Origin of the sequence: Pseudomonas sp. NY15437 (genome assembly GCF_048068435.1) — a bacterium.
GTDB classification, from domain to species: Bacteria; Pseudomonadota; Gammaproteobacteria; order Pseudomonadales; family Pseudomonadaceae; genus Pseudomonas; species Pseudomonas nitroreducens_B.
The window spans coordinates 208,427-222,351 of record NZ_JBLUQC010000002.1 but is presented as its reverse complement, the minus strand read 5'-3'; the positions used below and the strand labels follow the sequence as shown (position 1 = coordinate 222,351).

The window sequence follows — 13,925 nt, the reverse complement described above, 5'->3', positions numbered from 1 at the left end:
TCATGCCTGGCTGCGCATCAGCGCGGCGTCGCTGTCCTCGCGGTAGGCTTCGAGGAATTCCACCAGTGCTGACAGCGGCAGCGGGCGGCTGAACAGGTAGCCCTGGGCCAGTTCGCAATGGTTGTCGCGCAGGAACGCCAGTTGCTGCGCGTGCTCCACCCCTTCGGCGATCACCTTCAGGTGCAGCTTCTGCGCCATGGCGATGATCGCCTGGGCGATCTCGCTGTCGCGGCGCGACTGCGGCACGTCGCGGATGAACGAGCGGTCCACCTTCAGCGCATCCAGCGGCAGCTGGCGCAGGTAGGACAGCGAGGAATAACCGGTGCCGAAATCGTCGATGGACAGGCTCACGCCCAGGTCGCGCAGGCGGTTGAGCAGCGGGATCGCCTGGTTGATGTTGGCCATCACGGCGTTCTCGGTCACTTCCATTTCCAGGTAGCGCGCGGCGAGGCCGGTGTCGGCGAGGGTCTGCTGTATTTCGTCGACCAGGCTCTCGCGGCCCAGGTTGCTGGCGCAGCAGTTCACCGCCACGCGCAGGTTGCCGAAGCCCCGGTCGTGCAGGTGGCGCAGGTCCTGGCAGGCTCGGCGCAGCACCCAGGCATCCAGCGCACCGATCAGACCGTTGGCGGTTGCCAGGCCGATGAAACGGTCCGGCGCCAGCAGGCCGTGGGTGGGGTGCTTCCAGCGCACCAGCGCTTCGAGCTGCGCCACTTCGCCATGGTCGATGCGCAGGATCGGCTGGTAGTAGAGCACCAGCTCGTCGTCCCATAGCGCCTTGCGCAGTTCTTCTTCCAGCTGCAGTTCCTGGGTGGCCTTGGTCTTCAGGTGCGGGCTGAAGAAGTGCGTGGCGTTGCGGCCGTTGCCCTTGGACTGGTACAGCGCAAGGTCGGCGTGCTTGAGCAACTCCTCGGGTTGGTCGCCGTCGTTGGGGAACAGGCTGATGCCCACGCTCAGGGTCATCACCAGGTTGCGCCCGGCGGTGCTGATCGGCTCCTTCATGCGTTGCATCAGGCGCTGGGCGAGGATGCGCGCCTCGTGGTCCTCGCCCAGGTCGGCGAGGATGCAGAATTCGTCGCCACCAAAACGCGCCAGCAGGTCGGTGCTGCGCAGGGCACTGCGGATGCGTTCGGAGACGATGCACAGCAGTTCGTCACCGGCGGCGTGGCCGAGGGAATCGTTGACGCGCTTGAAGTGGTCCAGGTCCAGCAGGATCACTGCCATGCCCTGGCCCTTCTGCCGGTTGCGCTGCAAACGGGCGGCGAACTCCTCGTTCAGCGCGTTGCGGTTGTGCAGGCCGGTCAGGCCGTCGAAGCGCGCCAGCTTCTGCAGCGAGGCGTTGGCATTGTCCAGCTGGTTGAGCAGCGCATTGACGCGGCTCAGCTCGCTTTCCTTGCTTTCCAGGCTGTCCTCGATCCAGGCCGCCCACAGCCCGGCCAACACCACGGCCAGGGCCAGCAGCCCGACCATCAGGCCGAGCTGGATGGCGTTGTTGCGGCCGACGTCCGCCACCGGCGCGACCCAGCTGGGCAGCGTCAGGGTCAGCGCGGCCATGCCGGTGAAGTGCATGCTGGCGATGGCGCTGCCCAGCAGCAGGCTGGCGAGCGTCTGGTAGATCCACTGGCGACCCGTCGGCTGGCGGTTCAGCACCGGCGCCAGCACCAGCGCGACGAAGGCCACCAGCACGGCCATCAGCACCGACAGGGTGACCAGCAGCGGGTCGTAGTGCTGCATCGGAGGCGACTCGATGGCCGCCATCCCGGTGTAGTGCATGCCGGCGATGCTGGCGCCGATGCAGCAGGCGGCCAGCAGGTATTGCAGCGGGCTGAGCCCGGCGTGGGCGAGCAGGCGCATGGCGACCACGCAGATGCCGATGGCGATGAGCAGGGAGAGCAGCGTCAGCCCGCCGGCAAAGTGCAACGGCACCGAGGCATGGAAGGCCAGCATGGCGACGAAGTGCATCGACCAGATGCCACTGCCCAGGCAGATGCCGCCCACCCACTGCCAGCGGTGGGCGTGCTGCGGCGCGCGGGCCATGCGTGCGGTGATGCTGAGGGCGACGAAACTCGATACGCAGGCGATCAGGATGGCCAGCAGGACCAGCCCGGGGTTGTGGGAACACTCCAGCAGCACAGCATCGGGTACGGCGTCCTGGTGCCAGTCCATGGGCGGGATGCTCCGGATGTCGGGAAGGGAAAAGGCAGATTGATATCACTTTGTGTGAAGTCTAGGAAGCCGGCAGGACGCTGCAAGGACTGCGCTGAGTTTTCGGAGCAAAGCCGGGCGCCGTGCGACGTACGGTAGTACCAACTGATCGGTCGATCGCACATCCGATCGCTGGTCTAAATTGGAACTCCAACTTGACACTTTTTTGACTAACCGCCCGCTAAAGTTGCGCCGCCGGCCGGCAGGGTCGGCTATCTATTTCCTACCCGACTCGATGAAAGGAGTGCGCTCGATGTTAGAGGGCAAGCGCCGCCTCTTCCCCCAGGTCAGCTCCGCGCGGCTGGTCCTGCTGTTCTCGCTGGCATTGGTGCTGTTCTACAACTTCGCCACCTGGCGCGCGCTCAATAGCCTGGTGCCCATGGAAGGCCTGTGGGGCGTGGCGTTCTTCGCCTCGTTCGGCCTGTTCCTCTGGGCGGCTTTCACCCTGCTGCTCACTCTGGTGTCGTTCCGCCCGCTGCTCAAGCCGGCGCTGACCCTGGTGGCCTTGGTGTCCGCGGCGGCGGCGTACTTCATGAACACCTACGGCGTCGTGATCGATACCGTGATGGTGCAGAACGTCATCGAGACCAATCCGGGTGAAGCCGCCGCGCTGTTCAGCCTGCGCATGGTCGTCTACCTGGTGCTGCTCGGCGTGCTGCCGGCGGCGATCATCTGGCTGACGCCGGTGGGCTACAGCCCGTTCTTCCGCGGCCTGCTGAACAAGGTGCTGGTGATCTTCGGCTGCCTGGTGGTGGTGGCCGTCTGCGTGGGCGCCTTCTACTCCACCTATGCCCCGGTGTTCCGCCAGGAAGAGAAGCTGACCCACTTCATCAACCCGACCAACTACATCTACGCGGTGAGCAAGTTCACCAAGCAGCGCCTGGGCATCAAGGAAAACCTGGTGGTGCAGCCCATCGGCGAGGACGCGGTGATGCCGCGCAAGGTCAGCGCCGATGGCAAGAAGTCGCTGATGATCTTCGTGGTCGGCGAAACCGCCCGGGCCGATCACTTCTCCCTCAACGGCTATGCCCGCGAGACCAACCCGGAACTGAAGAAGCTGGATATCCTCAACTTCACCAACGTCAGTTCCTGCGGCACCTCCACCGCGGTGTCGGTGCCCTGCATGTTCTCCAAGTTCCCCCGCGAGGACTACAGCGACAAGAAGGGCAAGACCAACCAGGGCCTGCTGGACATCCTCCAGCGCGTCGGCGTGTCGGTGCTCTGGCTGGACAACAACAGCGACTGCAAGGGCACCTGCCTGCGCGTGCCCAACCGCGACATTCCCAAGGACCAGCCCGGTCCCTTCTGCGATGGCAAGAACTGCCTGGACGAAGCCCTGCTGCAGAATCTGCAGGCCTACATCGATGGCCTGAAGGACAACGCCATCATCGTCCTGCACGCCGATGGCAGCCACGGCCCGGAATACTACGACCGCTATCCCAAGTCGCTGGAGCGCTTCACCCCGGTGTGCCGCACCAACCAGCTGGGCAGTTGCAGCAGCGAAGAGCTGATCAACGTCTACGACAACACCATCCTCTACACCGACTTCTTCCTGTCCAAGGTGGTGGAGCTGCTCAAGCAGAACCAGGAGCGCTTCGACGCCTCGATGATCTACGTCTCCGACCATGGCGAATCGCTGGGCGAGAACGGCGTCTACCTGCATGCCGCGCCTTATGCCATCGCACCGAAGGCGCAGACCCACGTGCCCATGGTGATGTGGTTCGGCAACGGCGCACTGGGTGGCATGGGCGTGGACCGCGGCTGCCTGGAGAAGAAGGCCGATGGCGCCGAGCTGAGCCATGACAACCTGTTCCACTCGGTGCTGGGCCTCTACGGCGTGCACACCAGCCTGTACCAGCCGGACCTGGATATCTTCCACTCCTGCAAACGCGACATGACCGCCGCGCAGTAACCCGAGCGGCGGCCATGAAAAAGGCCCTGCGGCTTGCGCCGCAGGGCCTTTTGTCTTTCCGAGAGCTGTTACTTGTCGCGTACCAGCAGCACCGGGCGATTGCTGACGCGCAGCAGCCCTTCGGCCACGCTGCCCAGCATCAGCCGGCGCACGCCACGGCGGCCGTGGGTGCCCATGACGATGATGTCGGCCTTGGAAGCCTCGGCTTCGACCTCGATGCGCTCGGCGATCTCTTCGCTGGCGCGTTCCTGGCAGACCCGCTCGAAGCTGGTTTTCACCGCGAACTCGGCGACCTTGTCCTTGGCCTTGGCCAGGATGTCGTCGGCGGCCTTCAGCGCGGCTTCGCGCAGCGGCTCCGGGTTGTAGTACACGGCGTAGTCAGGCAGATGGCGCAGCGGGCTGTCGACAATGGTGATGACACGCAGCTCGCCGCCGCTCAGTTTGGCCAGCTTGGCCGCTTCGACCAGGGCTCGGTCGGATACCGGGCTGCCGTCCACCGCTACCAGAATGCGCTCGTACATGATGTGTTCCCTCAATGAGTGGCTTGGTAGGAAAACTCTATCCCTCCAGGGCGGAGATTCCCTTGCGCAGCGTCAATGGTAGTCGGTATGGCCCGATGTGCCGGGAACAGAGCGGCGTAGCCATGGATGGACCGTGCCAGGGCGGGTTCGCGAGCAAGCTCGCTCCTACGAAAAGCCGGCAAGCCCGCAACCTGTAGGAGCGAGCTTGCTCGCGAACAACGGCGCCCATGAAAAAAGCCGCCACCCGGTTGCCCGGTGGCGGCTTCTTCACGACGCGATGGCGTCGATCAGCCAGCGACCAGCACGCGGATCGCTTCCAGGCGCAGGGAGGCCTTGTCCAGCATCGCCAGGCTGTCGTCACGCTGCTTGCGCAGGGCGTCCAGCTCGCTGTCGCGCACGCTCGGGTTGACGGCTTTCAGGGCGGTCAGGCGTGCCAGCTCTTCGTCCAGGGTCGCGATCAGTTGCTGGCGGGCAGCTTCCACGCGCTCGGCATGGCGCGGGGTGATCTTGGTCTCGGCCTGGGCGAACTGCTTGGCCAGCACGTCGCGCTGGGCCTGCACGAACTTGTTGGCGCTGGCGCGCGGCACGCTTTCCAGCTGGTCGTTCAGGGTCTCGAAGGACACGCGCGAGGACAGGTCGTTGCCGTTGGCATCCATCAGGCAGCGCAGCGCCACCGGCGGCAGGAAGCGGCCCAGTTGCAGCTTGCGCGGCGCCACGGCTTCGCTGACGAACAGCAGTTCCAGCAGCACGGTGCCCGGCTTGAGCGCCTTGTTCTTGATCAGCGCCACCGAGGTGTTGCCCAGCGAGCCGGACAGCACCAGGTCCATGCCGCCCTGCACCATGGGGTGTTCCCAGGTGAGGAACTGCATGTCTTCGCGGGCCAGGGCCTGGGCGCGGTCGTAGGTCACGGTCACGCCTTCGTCGTCGCCCAGCGGGAAGCTGGCGTCGAGCATCTTCTCGCTCGGGCGCAGGATCAGCGCGTTCTCGGAATGGTCTTCGCTGTCGATGCCGTAGGTGTCGAACAGGCGCTCCATGTAGATCGGCAGGGCGAACTGGTCGTCCTGCTCCTCGATCTCGGCCACCAGCGCTTCACCCTCGCCGGCACCGCCGGAGTTCAGCTCCAGCAGGCGGTCGCGGCCGTTGTGCATCTCGGCTTCCAGCGCCTCGCGGGCGGCCTTGCCTTCGGCCAGCAGGGCATCGAAGGCATCCTCGTCGCCGCCGTCGAGCAGTTCCACCAGGCGCGGGCCGAAGCGGTGCTGCAGGGCGTTGCCGGTGGGGCAGGTGTTGAGGAAGGCGTTCAGCGCCTGGTGGTACCACTGGAACAGGCGTTCCTGGGGGCTGTTTTCCAGGTGCGGCACGTGGATCTGGATGGTGTGCTTCTGGCCGATCCGGTCCAGGCGGCCGATGCGCTGTTCCAGCTGGTCCGGGTGCGCCGGCAGGTCGAACAGCACCAGGTGGTGGGCGAACTGGAAGTTGCGGCCTTCGCTGCCGATTTCCGAGCAGATCAGCACCTGGGCGCCGAATTCCTCGTCGGCGAAATAGGCGGCGGCGCGGTCGCGCTCGAGGATGCTCATGCCCTCGTGGAACACGGTGGCAGGGATGCCGGACTTCAGGCGCAGGGCATCGCCCAGGTCCATCGCGGTTTCGGCGTGGGCGCAGATCACCAGCACCTTGTACTGCTTGAGCATCTTCAGGGTGTCGATCAGCCACTCGACGCGCGGGTCGAAGCGCCACCAGCGATTGTTCTCGTCGCCGTCATCGGCCTGGGCCTGGAAGCTGACTTCCGGATACAGGTCCGGGTGTTCGCCCAGCGGCAGCTCCATGTACTCGATGGGATTGGGCAGTACGTACGGATGCAGCTGGCGCTCCGGGAAGCCCTGCACGGCGGCGCGGGTGTTGCGGAACAGCACGCGGCCGGTGCCGTGGCGGTCGAGCAGTTCGCGCACCAGGCGCGAGCGGGCTTCTTCATTGCCGGCCTCGACGCTGGCCAGCAACTCGTCGCCGGCGTTGCCGAGGAATCCGTGAATGGCGGTGCGCGCCGCGGGGGACAGGCTGCCCTGGTCGATCAGCTCCTGCACGGCCTCGGCGACCGGGCGGTACTGGCTGCTTTCGGTGCGGAAGGCTTCCAGGTCGTGGAAGCGGTCCGGGTCGAGCAGGCGCAGACGGGCGAAGTGGCTGTCCAGGCCGAGCTGTTCCGGGGTCGCGGTAAGCAGCAGCACGCCCGGGATGACCTGGGACAGCTGCTCGACCAGCTGGTATTCCGCGCTGGCCTGTTCCGGATGCCAGACCAGGTGGTGGGCCTCGTCGACCACCAGCAGGTCCCACTCGGCGGCGAACAGGGCGTCCTGGGCTTTCTCGTCCTCGCGCAGCCATTCCAGCGCCACCAGGGCCAGTTGGGTGTCTTCGAAGGGGTTGCTGGCATCGCTCTCGACGAAGCGCTCGCGGTCGAACAGCGCCACTTCCAGGTTGAAGCGCCGGCGCATTTCCACCAGCCACTGGTGCTGGAGGTTTTCCGGCACCAGGATCAGCACGCGGCTGGCGCGGCCGGAGAGCAACTGGCGATGGATCACCAGGCCCGCTTCGATGGTCTTGCCCAGGCCCACTTCGTCGGCCAGCAGAACGCGCGGCGCCATGCGGTCGGCGACTTCGCGGGCGATGTGCAACTGGTGCGCGATGGGTTGCGCGCGGGCGCCGCCCAGGCCCCACAGCGAGGACTGCAGCAGGCGGGTGCGGTGTTCCAGGGTGTGGTAGCGCAGGCCGAACCAGGACATCGGGTCGATCTGCCCGGCGAACAGGCGGTCGCTGGCCAGGCGGAACTGGATGAAGTTCGACAGCTGGGTTTCCGGCACGGTACGCTGGTCGTTCTGCGCGGTGATGCCGTGGTAGATCAGCAGGCCGTCGATCTCGTCCACTTCGCGGACGGTCATCTTCCAGCCTTCGAAATGGGTGATCTCGTCGCCGGGGGCGAAGCGCACGCGGGTCAGCGGCGCATTGCGCTCGGCGTACTGGCGGGTATCCCCGGTGGCCGGATAGAGCACCGTGAGCATGCGGCCATCCAGCGCCAGGATGGTCCCCAGCCCGAGTTCCGCTTCACTGTCGCTGATCCAGCGTTGACCGGGTTGATACTGCGCCATGGACACCTCCCAAAAAAAGCCGGCTATGGTACCGGAACGCGCAGCGTTCAGCGATGGCCGTCGGCGCCTCCGGTCGTCCGAATCCTCGGTTGAACCGGTAACGGGGCGCGCATTCATCGCGAATCGTGGAAAGTGTAGCGAGGCGCCCTCAAGTCTGTAGCCGCCGCGCCGATAGCCTGACCAGAGGACTTGTCAGCGCCATTCCCACAGGGCTTGCCCCAGGACCCGCCGATGCTGCCGCCGATTCCCCATAGTCTGGCACCCGTCACTGCCCAGCAAGACGTGCCCAAGCCGCGACCGGATGTCGCCCCGGTGACGCCGCCCGCGCCCAGTGCCGGCAATGACGGCGTCGCACTGGAACGCCGCCCGGATGAACAGGCGCTGCGCGAGGAATACCAGCGCCGGCGCAAGCGTCGCCAGCTCGCCGACGGCACGCCCGAGGGGGAGGCGCTGGAGGAACTGGAGGAGGTGGAGGAGTTGGGCGACGAGGTGCAGGCTGCGCCGCGCAAGGGGTTGTGGATCGATGTCGAGGTCTGACCGCGCGGCGGAGTAGACTGGCCACAACGCCGTTTCCCCGAGTCCTCCATGCTGTTCGACGACGCCCCGATCCTGCTGCCCGATGCCGAGCTGCGCCTGTTCCCCGACTGGTGCCCGCCAGAGCGCGCCGAACGCTGGCTGGAGCAACTGCTCGCGCAGACGCCCTGGGAGCAGCCGCAGGTGCACCTGCATGGCCGCGACTACCCGGTGCCGCGCCTGGTGAACTGGTATGGCGATCCCGAGGCTTTCTATACCTATTCCGGCCTGACCCACGCGCCGCTCCCGTGGACGCCGCTGCTGGCCGAGATTCGCGCGGCCGTCGAAGAGGCGGCAGGCCAGCGTTTCAATGGCGTGCTGCTCAATTACTACCGCGACGGCCAGGACTCCATGGGCTGGCACAGCGACGACGAGCCGGAACTGGGCCGCAACCCGGTGGTGGCCTCGTTGAACCTGGGCGGCACGCGGCGCTTCGATCTGCGGCGCAAGGGCCGAAACACAATCGAACATTCCATCGAGCTGCCCGGCGGTTCGCTACTGGTCATGTCCGGCGCGACGCAGCATTATTGGCAGCATCAGGTCGCCAAGACGCGCCGTCCGGTCGCGCCGCGCCTGAATCTGACTTTCCGCCTGGTGCATGCCCTGCCATGAGCAACGACGACAAACTGATCGACTTCACCGCCGAACGCGACAAGCGCATCCACGATGTGCACGAAAAGCGCCTGCAGGACGTGCGCAAGGCCTTCGAGCAGGCGCTGCCGCTGGGCAAGCCGCGCAAGAAGGGCAAGAGCAAGCCCAAGAAACGCTGAACTCCTGCCTGACAATCCCGCAAAACCCCCGCTCTGCGCGGCTTCCCGCCGCACCCGATCCCTTTCGAAACTTGACCTGCGTCAGTGCTCCGGCCCTCCACGGATAGCGCCTTGTCGAGCATTGATCCAGGTCAACTTGCCGCCCCAGGCCACCGGTAATCTGCACACATCCCCAGACGATGTAGCCGATAGGAGGCCAGCATCATGTTCATCGACGAAGTGGTACTCGCAGGCGTCCTTACCGTTGGCCTCATGGTTCTGTTCTTCGGCGGGGTCGGAATTTTCATCTGGAAGGACAGCCACAAGAAGAGCTGATCCTTACAGAGTCACAGAGCACGCAAGGCACTTCGGGCGACTTAGGTCGCCCGTTTTTTTTGCCTCGACGAAAGTGGGGATGACATATCGTTAGGCTGCTAATAATATTATCAGCAACGATTCTGTCATTCCGGTTGCCGACTATCGTTAAGCGATAGACCCGAACCTTTCGAGATACCGCGTGCGACCTACGCTTCAGGCATTCCTCGCGCCGGATACGCTGGCGCTGAAATTCGCGATCAAGACGCTCCTGGCGGGCGGCCTGGCGCTGTGGTGCGCCTTCCGTTTCGACCTGGAGCAGCCGCAGTGGGCGCTGATGACGGTGTTCATCGTCTCCCAGCCGCTGTCGGGCATGGTGGTGGCCAAGGGCATCTTCCGCCTGATCGGCACGGTGGTCGGCACCATCATGTCGGTGGTGATGATCGCGCTGTTTGCCCAGACGCCCTGGTTGTTCCTGCTGGCCATCTCGCTCTGGCTCGGCCTCTGTACAGCCGCCTCGACGACCTTGCGCAACCATGTTTCCTACGCCTTCGTGCTGTCCGGCTATACCGTGGCGATCATCGGCCTGCCGGCGATCAGCCATCCGCTGGGCATCTTCGATCAGGCCGTGGCGCGCAGCACGGAGATTTGCCTGGGCATTCTCTGCGCCTCCGCGGTCAGCGCCATCCTCTGGCCGCGCCGGGTCGAGGCCAATCTGGACAAGCAGGCCCACGCCACCTGGCTCACCGGCATGCAGGCCGCGCGCAGCGAGATCGATGCCGATTCCCGGCAGATCAAGGGTCTGCTGCAGGCGCTGGGCAAGATCGTCGAAGTCGACGTGCAACGCGACCACGCCTGGTTCGAGGGCTACCGCGGACGCATGCGCTCGCGAGCCCTGCGGATTCTCTCGCGCGATCTGCTCAGCCTGTTGCGTACCGCACGCGGCGTGGCCCGGCAGCGAAGTGTGCTGGACGCCGAGGACCATGCGCGCCTGCAGCCCTGGTTCGAGGAGCTGCGCGCCGTCCTGGACGATCCGCAGGTCGACGCCATGCGCTCGTTGCAGGAGCGCCTGCAACAGGCCGGGACTGACGAGCGCTATTCCAACGACCTGCGCTACTGCCTGACCCGCTGCGCCTTGCTGCTGCTCAAGGCGCTGAATTCGGAAAAGGCCATGCGCGCGGTGGCGGATGGGCGGGTGGACGACGTCGCCACCGGCACCTTGTCCTGGCACCGCGATTGGCTGATGGCGCTGTTCTACGGCCTGCGCAGTGCCCTGGCGCTGCTGGGCATGTCGGCCTTCTGGATGGCGACCGCCTGGCCGGCCGCCACCGGAGGCATGCTGCTGGCGGCGGTGATCTGCAGCCTGTTCGCCAACCGCGACAACGCGGTCGCCATCGGCCTGGGCTTTCTGCGCGGCATTCTCCTGGCGATTCCGGCGGCCGCCGTGGTCACCCAGTGGCTGCTGCCGCAGTGGAACGGCTTTCCCCTGCTCTGCCTGGCGCTGGGCGTGCCGCTGTTCTTCGCCCTGCTGGGCATGGCCACGCCAGCCTTGGCGGGCACGGCAACGTCGTTTTCGATCCACTTCATCACCCTGGTGGCGCCGAGCAACGTGATGAAGTACGACCTGGCCAACCTCCTCAATTCCGCCCAGGGCATCGTCATCGGCGTGGGGTTCGCGGTGCTGGTCTTCCGCCTGCTCACCCTGCCGGCCAACTGGCTCAACCGCCGGCTGATCCAGGCCACCTGCGAGGACCTGGGGCGCCTTACGCGGCGGCCGCTGGCCGAGGCGGAAAGCTGGTTCGGCGGACGCATGGCCGACCGGCTGATCCGCCTGGCGCGGCACTACACGCTATTGCCCAAGGATGAGCAGCGGCGTTGGCAGGAGGGGCTGTTCGCCCTCGACCTGGGCAACGAGTTGATCCACCTGCGCGCCTGTCTCAATGGTGCCCAGGGGCAATTGCGCAAGCGCCGGGACCAGTTCCTCGGCGCCCTGGGCAGCGTGCTGGAGAAAGGCCCTGGGGCGGGACGCGAGCAGCGCCTGGAAAGCCTCTGCCCTTCGCTGGAAGAGGCCCTCGCCCATGATCTGCAGGGCGACAACGAACCCAACCGGCTGGCCCGCGCCGCGCTGGCGCAGTTGCGTCACACCTGGCGCCAGTGGTGCCGTCTGGAGGACGCCAATGGGACTGCATGAGTTCGGCTGGGGCGGCGTGTTCCTCAGCCCGCTGTTCATCTACGCCGTGCTGGCCCTGGGCCTGACGGTCGTCCTGCGCCTGCTGCTGCAGGCCACCCCCTTCGGGCGTTGGATCTGGCACGAGGCGCTGTTCGACTGTGCGCTGTTCGTGCTGATTCTCTGTGCCATTACCTGGGCGCTCAGCGCAGCGCCTTGAGAGGAGAAACCCTATGCGCGGAACCTTTCGCGTAGTCGTCACCCTCATCCTGGTCATCGCCGCCGTCCTGGCCGGCACCTGGCTGTGGCGCTACTACATGTTGTCGCCCTGGACCCGCGACGCGCGGGTGCGCGCCGACGTGGTGGTGATCGCTCCGGACGTTTCCGGCTGGGTCACCGACCTCGCCGTGCAGGATAACCAGCAGGTCAAGGCCGGCGACCTGATCATGCGCATCGACCACGAGCGCTACGCGGCGAACCTGGAGCAGGCCAAGGCCCTGGCCGAGACCCGGCACCAGCAATACCTGCTGCGCGTGAGCGAGGCGTCGCGGCGCAGCAAGCTGGGCATAGCCGCGATCAGCGCCGAGGACAAGGAGACGGCGCAGATCAACGCCGCCATTGCCAAGAGCGAATACGACGAGGCGCAGGCCCAGGTGCGCCTGGCGCAGCTCAACCTGACCCGCAGCGAGATGCGGGCCCCGCGTGACGGGCAGATCACCAACCTGCGCCTGGCCCAGGGCAACTACGTGCAGGCCGGCCAGGCGATGATGGCGCTGGTGGACCAGAAGTCCTTCTACGTCACCGCCTACTTCGAGGAAACCAAGTTGCCCGGCATCCGCGTCGGCCAGCCGGCGCAGGTGGTGCTGATGAGCGGCGACGTCGCCATCGACGGCACCGTGGAGAGCATCAGCAGCGGTATCACCGACCGCAACGCCATCCCCGACAGCCAGTTGCTGGCCAACGTCGAGCCGACCTTCAACTGGGTGCGCCTGGCCCAGCGCATCCCGGTACGCATCCATCTCGACAAGGTGCCCGAGGGCGTGCACCTGAGCGCCGGGATGACCGCCAGCGTGACCGTCAAGCCGTGACCGGCGCGCCGCGCCGTTCGCGCTGAAGCCAGCAGGACAACGCCGCACAGACGATGGAGGCCGCCACCAGCGAGACGCCCACCCAGGGCGTCCAGGCGATGCCGGCCAGGCTGATCACCACGCCGCCCAGCGCCGCACCGAGGGCCACACCCAGGTGCATCGCCGAGGTGTTCAGCGCCACCCCGGCGCTGCCGCTGGCCGGGTCGCTGGCCAGCAGGTAGCTCTGCACCGCTGGCGAGATCATCCAGCTGATGGTGCTCCATACCATCAGCACGCCGAGCAGCAGCCCCGGATGGCCGAGGCTCAGCGGAATCGCCAGCATCGCCACGCCGAACAGCAACGGAACCGCCACCAGTGCACGGCGAGGGCCGAGGCGGTCGCTCAGCCAGCCGCCCAGGTATCCGCCGCCGATGGCTGCCAGGCCGATCAGCAGCAGGGTCAGGGCGATGCCCTGGCTGTCGGTAATGCCGGCGACCTGCTGGAACCACGGGGTGATATAGGCGAACAGGGTGAAATGCCCGCCCAGCAGCAGGATCGACACCCACTGCGCCAGGTTCAGCGCCGGGTTGCGCAGGTGGCGTGCGTAGGCCGCGCCATTGGCCGGGCTGCCCAGTACGCGGCGGGGCAGGGCTTTCCACAGTGCGGTGGCCAGCGGCAGCGAGTAGAGGGCGATGGCGGCGAAGATCCAGCGCCAACCGACCCAGTCGTTGACCAGTACACCAGCCGGCACGCCGAACACCAGCGAACCGCTGATGCCCATGAAGATCAGGCCGATGGCCCGTCCGCGCTGCGCCGGGGGCGCCAGTTCCACCGCCAGCAGGCTGGCCTGCAGGATCAGCAGCCCGCAGCAGGCGGCCATGCCGATGCGCATCAGCAGCAGCGCCCCATAGCCGGGACTCAGCGCGGCGCCTGCGTTGAAGGCGGCGAACACCAGCAGGGTGATGACCAGCAGCCGGCGACAGTCGGCGCCGCGGGTGAGCCAGCCGAGCAGCGGGGCGGCGATGGCGAAACTCAGGGAGAACAGGCTGGTGAGCTGCCCGGCGAGGCTGAGGGAAACCTGGAGGTCGGCGGCGAGCGAGGGCAGGATGCCGGTGAGGATGGCCTCGGCGAGGCCCGCGGCGAAGGTGCAAAGGGACAGCAACAGCAGTCGAAGGTCCATGGCGGCTCCGATTCCCGGTGAGGGGTTTCGGGCACGACGCCTTCGGTTATCCCAGATGAATGTGCGGTGACGAGGGCAGGGTAGTCGAGCGGAAAACTGTATACA

At 66.4% G+C, this 13,925-nt stretch carries 12 protein-coding genes; 8 read left to right on the top strand and 4 right to left on the bottom strand.

Translation table 11 applies throughout. The annotated features are described in order from the left end of the window. Nucleotides 1-2,163 (bottom strand): putative bifunctional diguanylate cyclase/phosphodiesterase, encoded by a 2,163-nt coding sequence (locus tag ACNFIA_RS05135; protein WP_416783247.1) that lies wholly within the window; start codon nucleotides 2,161-2,163, stop codon nucleotides 1-3. Nucleotides 2,164-2,455: 292 nt separating this feature from the next. Between ACNFIA_RS05135 and ACNFIA_RS05130 the strand changes: the two genes are divergently transcribed. Further along, nucleotides 2,456-4,114 (top strand): phosphoethanolamine transferase, encoded by a 1,659-nt coding sequence (locus ACNFIA_RS05130; RefSeq protein WP_416783245.1) that lies wholly within the window; start codon nucleotides 2,456-2,458, stop codon nucleotides 4,112-4,114. Between the two features lie 68 nt (nucleotides 4,115-4,182). Here the strand turns inward: ACNFIA_RS05130 and ACNFIA_RS05125 are convergent, their stop codons facing one another. Both ACNFIA_RS05125 and rapA read right to left on the bottom strand, forming a co-directional pair. Beyond that, nucleotides 4,183-4,635, bottom strand: a complete 453-nt coding sequence (locus ACNFIA_RS05125; protein ID WP_259753404.1) for a universal stress protein — start codon at nucleotides 4,633-4,635, stop codon at nucleotides 4,183-4,185. A gap of 287 nt (nucleotides 4,636-4,922) precedes the next feature. Beyond that, nucleotides 4,923-7,775 carry an RNA polymerase-associated protein RapA gene (rapA, locus tag ACNFIA_RS05120; RefSeq protein WP_416783244.1) on the bottom strand — a complete coding sequence of 951 codons (2,853 nt, stop codon included), beginning with the start codon at nucleotides 7,773-7,775 and terminating at the stop codon, nucleotides 4,923-4,925. A 225-nt stretch (nucleotides 7,776-8,000) separates the two neighbouring features. On the opposite strand from rapA, the gene ACNFIA_RS05115 reads away from it, so the two are divergent. The 7 genes from ACNFIA_RS05115 (at nucleotide 8,001) to ACNFIA_RS05085 (ending at nucleotide 12,661) form a co-directional block, all read left to right on the top strand. Further along, the gene (locus ACNFIA_RS05115; RefSeq protein ID WP_416783243.1) at nucleotides 8,001-8,306 is read left to right on the top strand and encodes an aspartate-semialdehyde dehydrogenase; all 306 of its coding nucleotides are present in this window, start codon (nucleotides 8,001-8,003) and stop codon (nucleotides 8,304-8,306) included. Nucleotides 8,307-8,354: 48 nt separating this feature from the next. Continuing rightward, on the top strand, nucleotides 8,355-8,954 hold the full coding sequence (locus ACNFIA_RS05110; RefSeq protein WP_416783241.1) for an alpha-ketoglutarate-dependent dioxygenase AlkB family protein: 600 nt from the start codon (nucleotides 8,355-8,357) through the stop codon (nucleotides 8,952-8,954). Next, the gene (locus ACNFIA_RS05105; protein ID WP_088419735.1) at nucleotides 8,951-9,112 is read left to right on the top strand and encodes a hypothetical protein; all 162 of its coding nucleotides are present in this window, start codon (nucleotides 8,951-8,953) and stop codon (nucleotides 9,110-9,112) included. Before ACNFIA_RS05110 ends, ACNFIA_RS05105 begins: the two co-directional genes overlap by 4 nt. Nucleotides 9,113-9,316: 204 nt before the next feature. Then, a complete protein-coding gene (gene ccoM / locus ACNFIA_RS05100; RefSeq protein WP_017522205.1) occupies nucleotides 9,317-9,427 on the top strand; it encodes a cytochrome c oxidase subunit CcoM in 111 nt (36 codons plus the stop codon). A 181-nt stretch (nucleotides 9,428-9,608) separates the two neighbouring features. Further along, nucleotides 9,609-11,597 carry an FUSC family protein gene (locus ACNFIA_RS05095; RefSeq protein ID WP_416783239.1) on the top strand — a complete coding sequence of 663 codons (1,989 nt, stop codon included), beginning with the start codon at nucleotides 9,609-9,611 and terminating at the stop codon, nucleotides 11,595-11,597. After that, the gene (locus ACNFIA_RS05090) at nucleotides 11,584-11,793 is read left to right on the top strand and encodes a DUF1656 domain-containing protein (protein WP_037010214.1); all 210 of its coding nucleotides are present in this window, start codon (nucleotides 11,584-11,586) and stop codon (nucleotides 11,791-11,793) included. Before ACNFIA_RS05095 ends, ACNFIA_RS05090 begins: the two co-directional genes overlap by 14 nt. Before the next feature lie 13 nt (nucleotides 11,794-11,806). Further along, complete coding sequence (locus ACNFIA_RS05085; RefSeq protein ID WP_259753409.1) at nucleotides 11,807-12,661, top strand: HlyD family secretion protein; 855 nt, start codon at nucleotides 11,807-11,809, stop codon at nucleotides 12,659-12,661. Here ACNFIA_RS05085 and ACNFIA_RS05080 read toward each other — a convergent pair. Next, nucleotides 12,651-13,820, bottom strand: a complete 1,170-nt coding sequence (locus ACNFIA_RS05080; protein ID WP_416783237.1) for an MFS transporter — start codon at nucleotides 13,818-13,820, stop codon at nucleotides 12,651-12,653. The genes ACNFIA_RS05085 and ACNFIA_RS05080 overlap by 11 nt on opposite strands. Between the last annotated feature and the right edge of the window lie 105 nt (nucleotides 13,821-13,925).

Excerpts from the sequence above, each read along its gene's own strand:
- ACNFIA_RS05080 (WP_416783237.1), bottom strand. The coding sequence starts at position 13,820 with ATGGACCTTCGACTGCTGTTGCTGTCCCTTTGCACCTTCGCCGCGGGC.
- ACNFIA_RS05110 (WP_416783241.1), top strand. The coding sequence starts at position 8,355 with ATGCTGTTCGACGACGCCCCGATCCTGCTGCCCGATGCCGAGCTGCGC.
- ACNFIA_RS05085 (WP_259753409.1), top strand. The coding sequence starts at position 11,807 with ATGCGCGGAACCTTTCGCGTAGTCGTCACCCTCATCCTGGTCATCGCC.
- ACNFIA_RS05105 (WP_088419735.1), top strand. The coding sequence starts at position 8,951 with ATGAGCAACGACGACAAACTGATCGACTTCACCGCCGAACGCGACAAG.
- ccoM (WP_017522205.1), top strand. The coding sequence starts at position 9,317 with ATGTTCATCGACGAAGTGGTACTCGCAGGCGTCCTTACCGTTGGCCTC.
- ACNFIA_RS05130 (WP_416783245.1), top strand. The coding sequence starts at position 2,456 with ATGTTAGAGGGCAAGCGCCGCCTCTTCCCCCAGGTCAGCTCCGCGCGG.
- ACNFIA_RS05090 (WP_037010214.1), top strand. The coding sequence starts at position 11,584 with ATGGGACTGCATGAGTTCGGCTGGGGCGGCGTGTTCCTCAGCCCGCTG.
- ACNFIA_RS05115 (WP_416783243.1), top strand. The coding sequence starts at position 8,001 with ATGCTGCCGCCGATTCCCCATAGTCTGGCACCCGTCACTGCCCAGCAA.
- ACNFIA_RS05135 (WP_416783247.1), bottom strand. The coding sequence starts at position 2,163 with ATGGACTGGCACCAGGACGCCGTACCCGATGCTGTGCTGCTGGAGTGT.
- ACNFIA_RS05125 (WP_259753404.1), bottom strand. The coding sequence starts at position 4,635 with ATGTACGAGCGCATTCTGGTAGCGGTGGACGGCAGCCCGGTATCCGAC.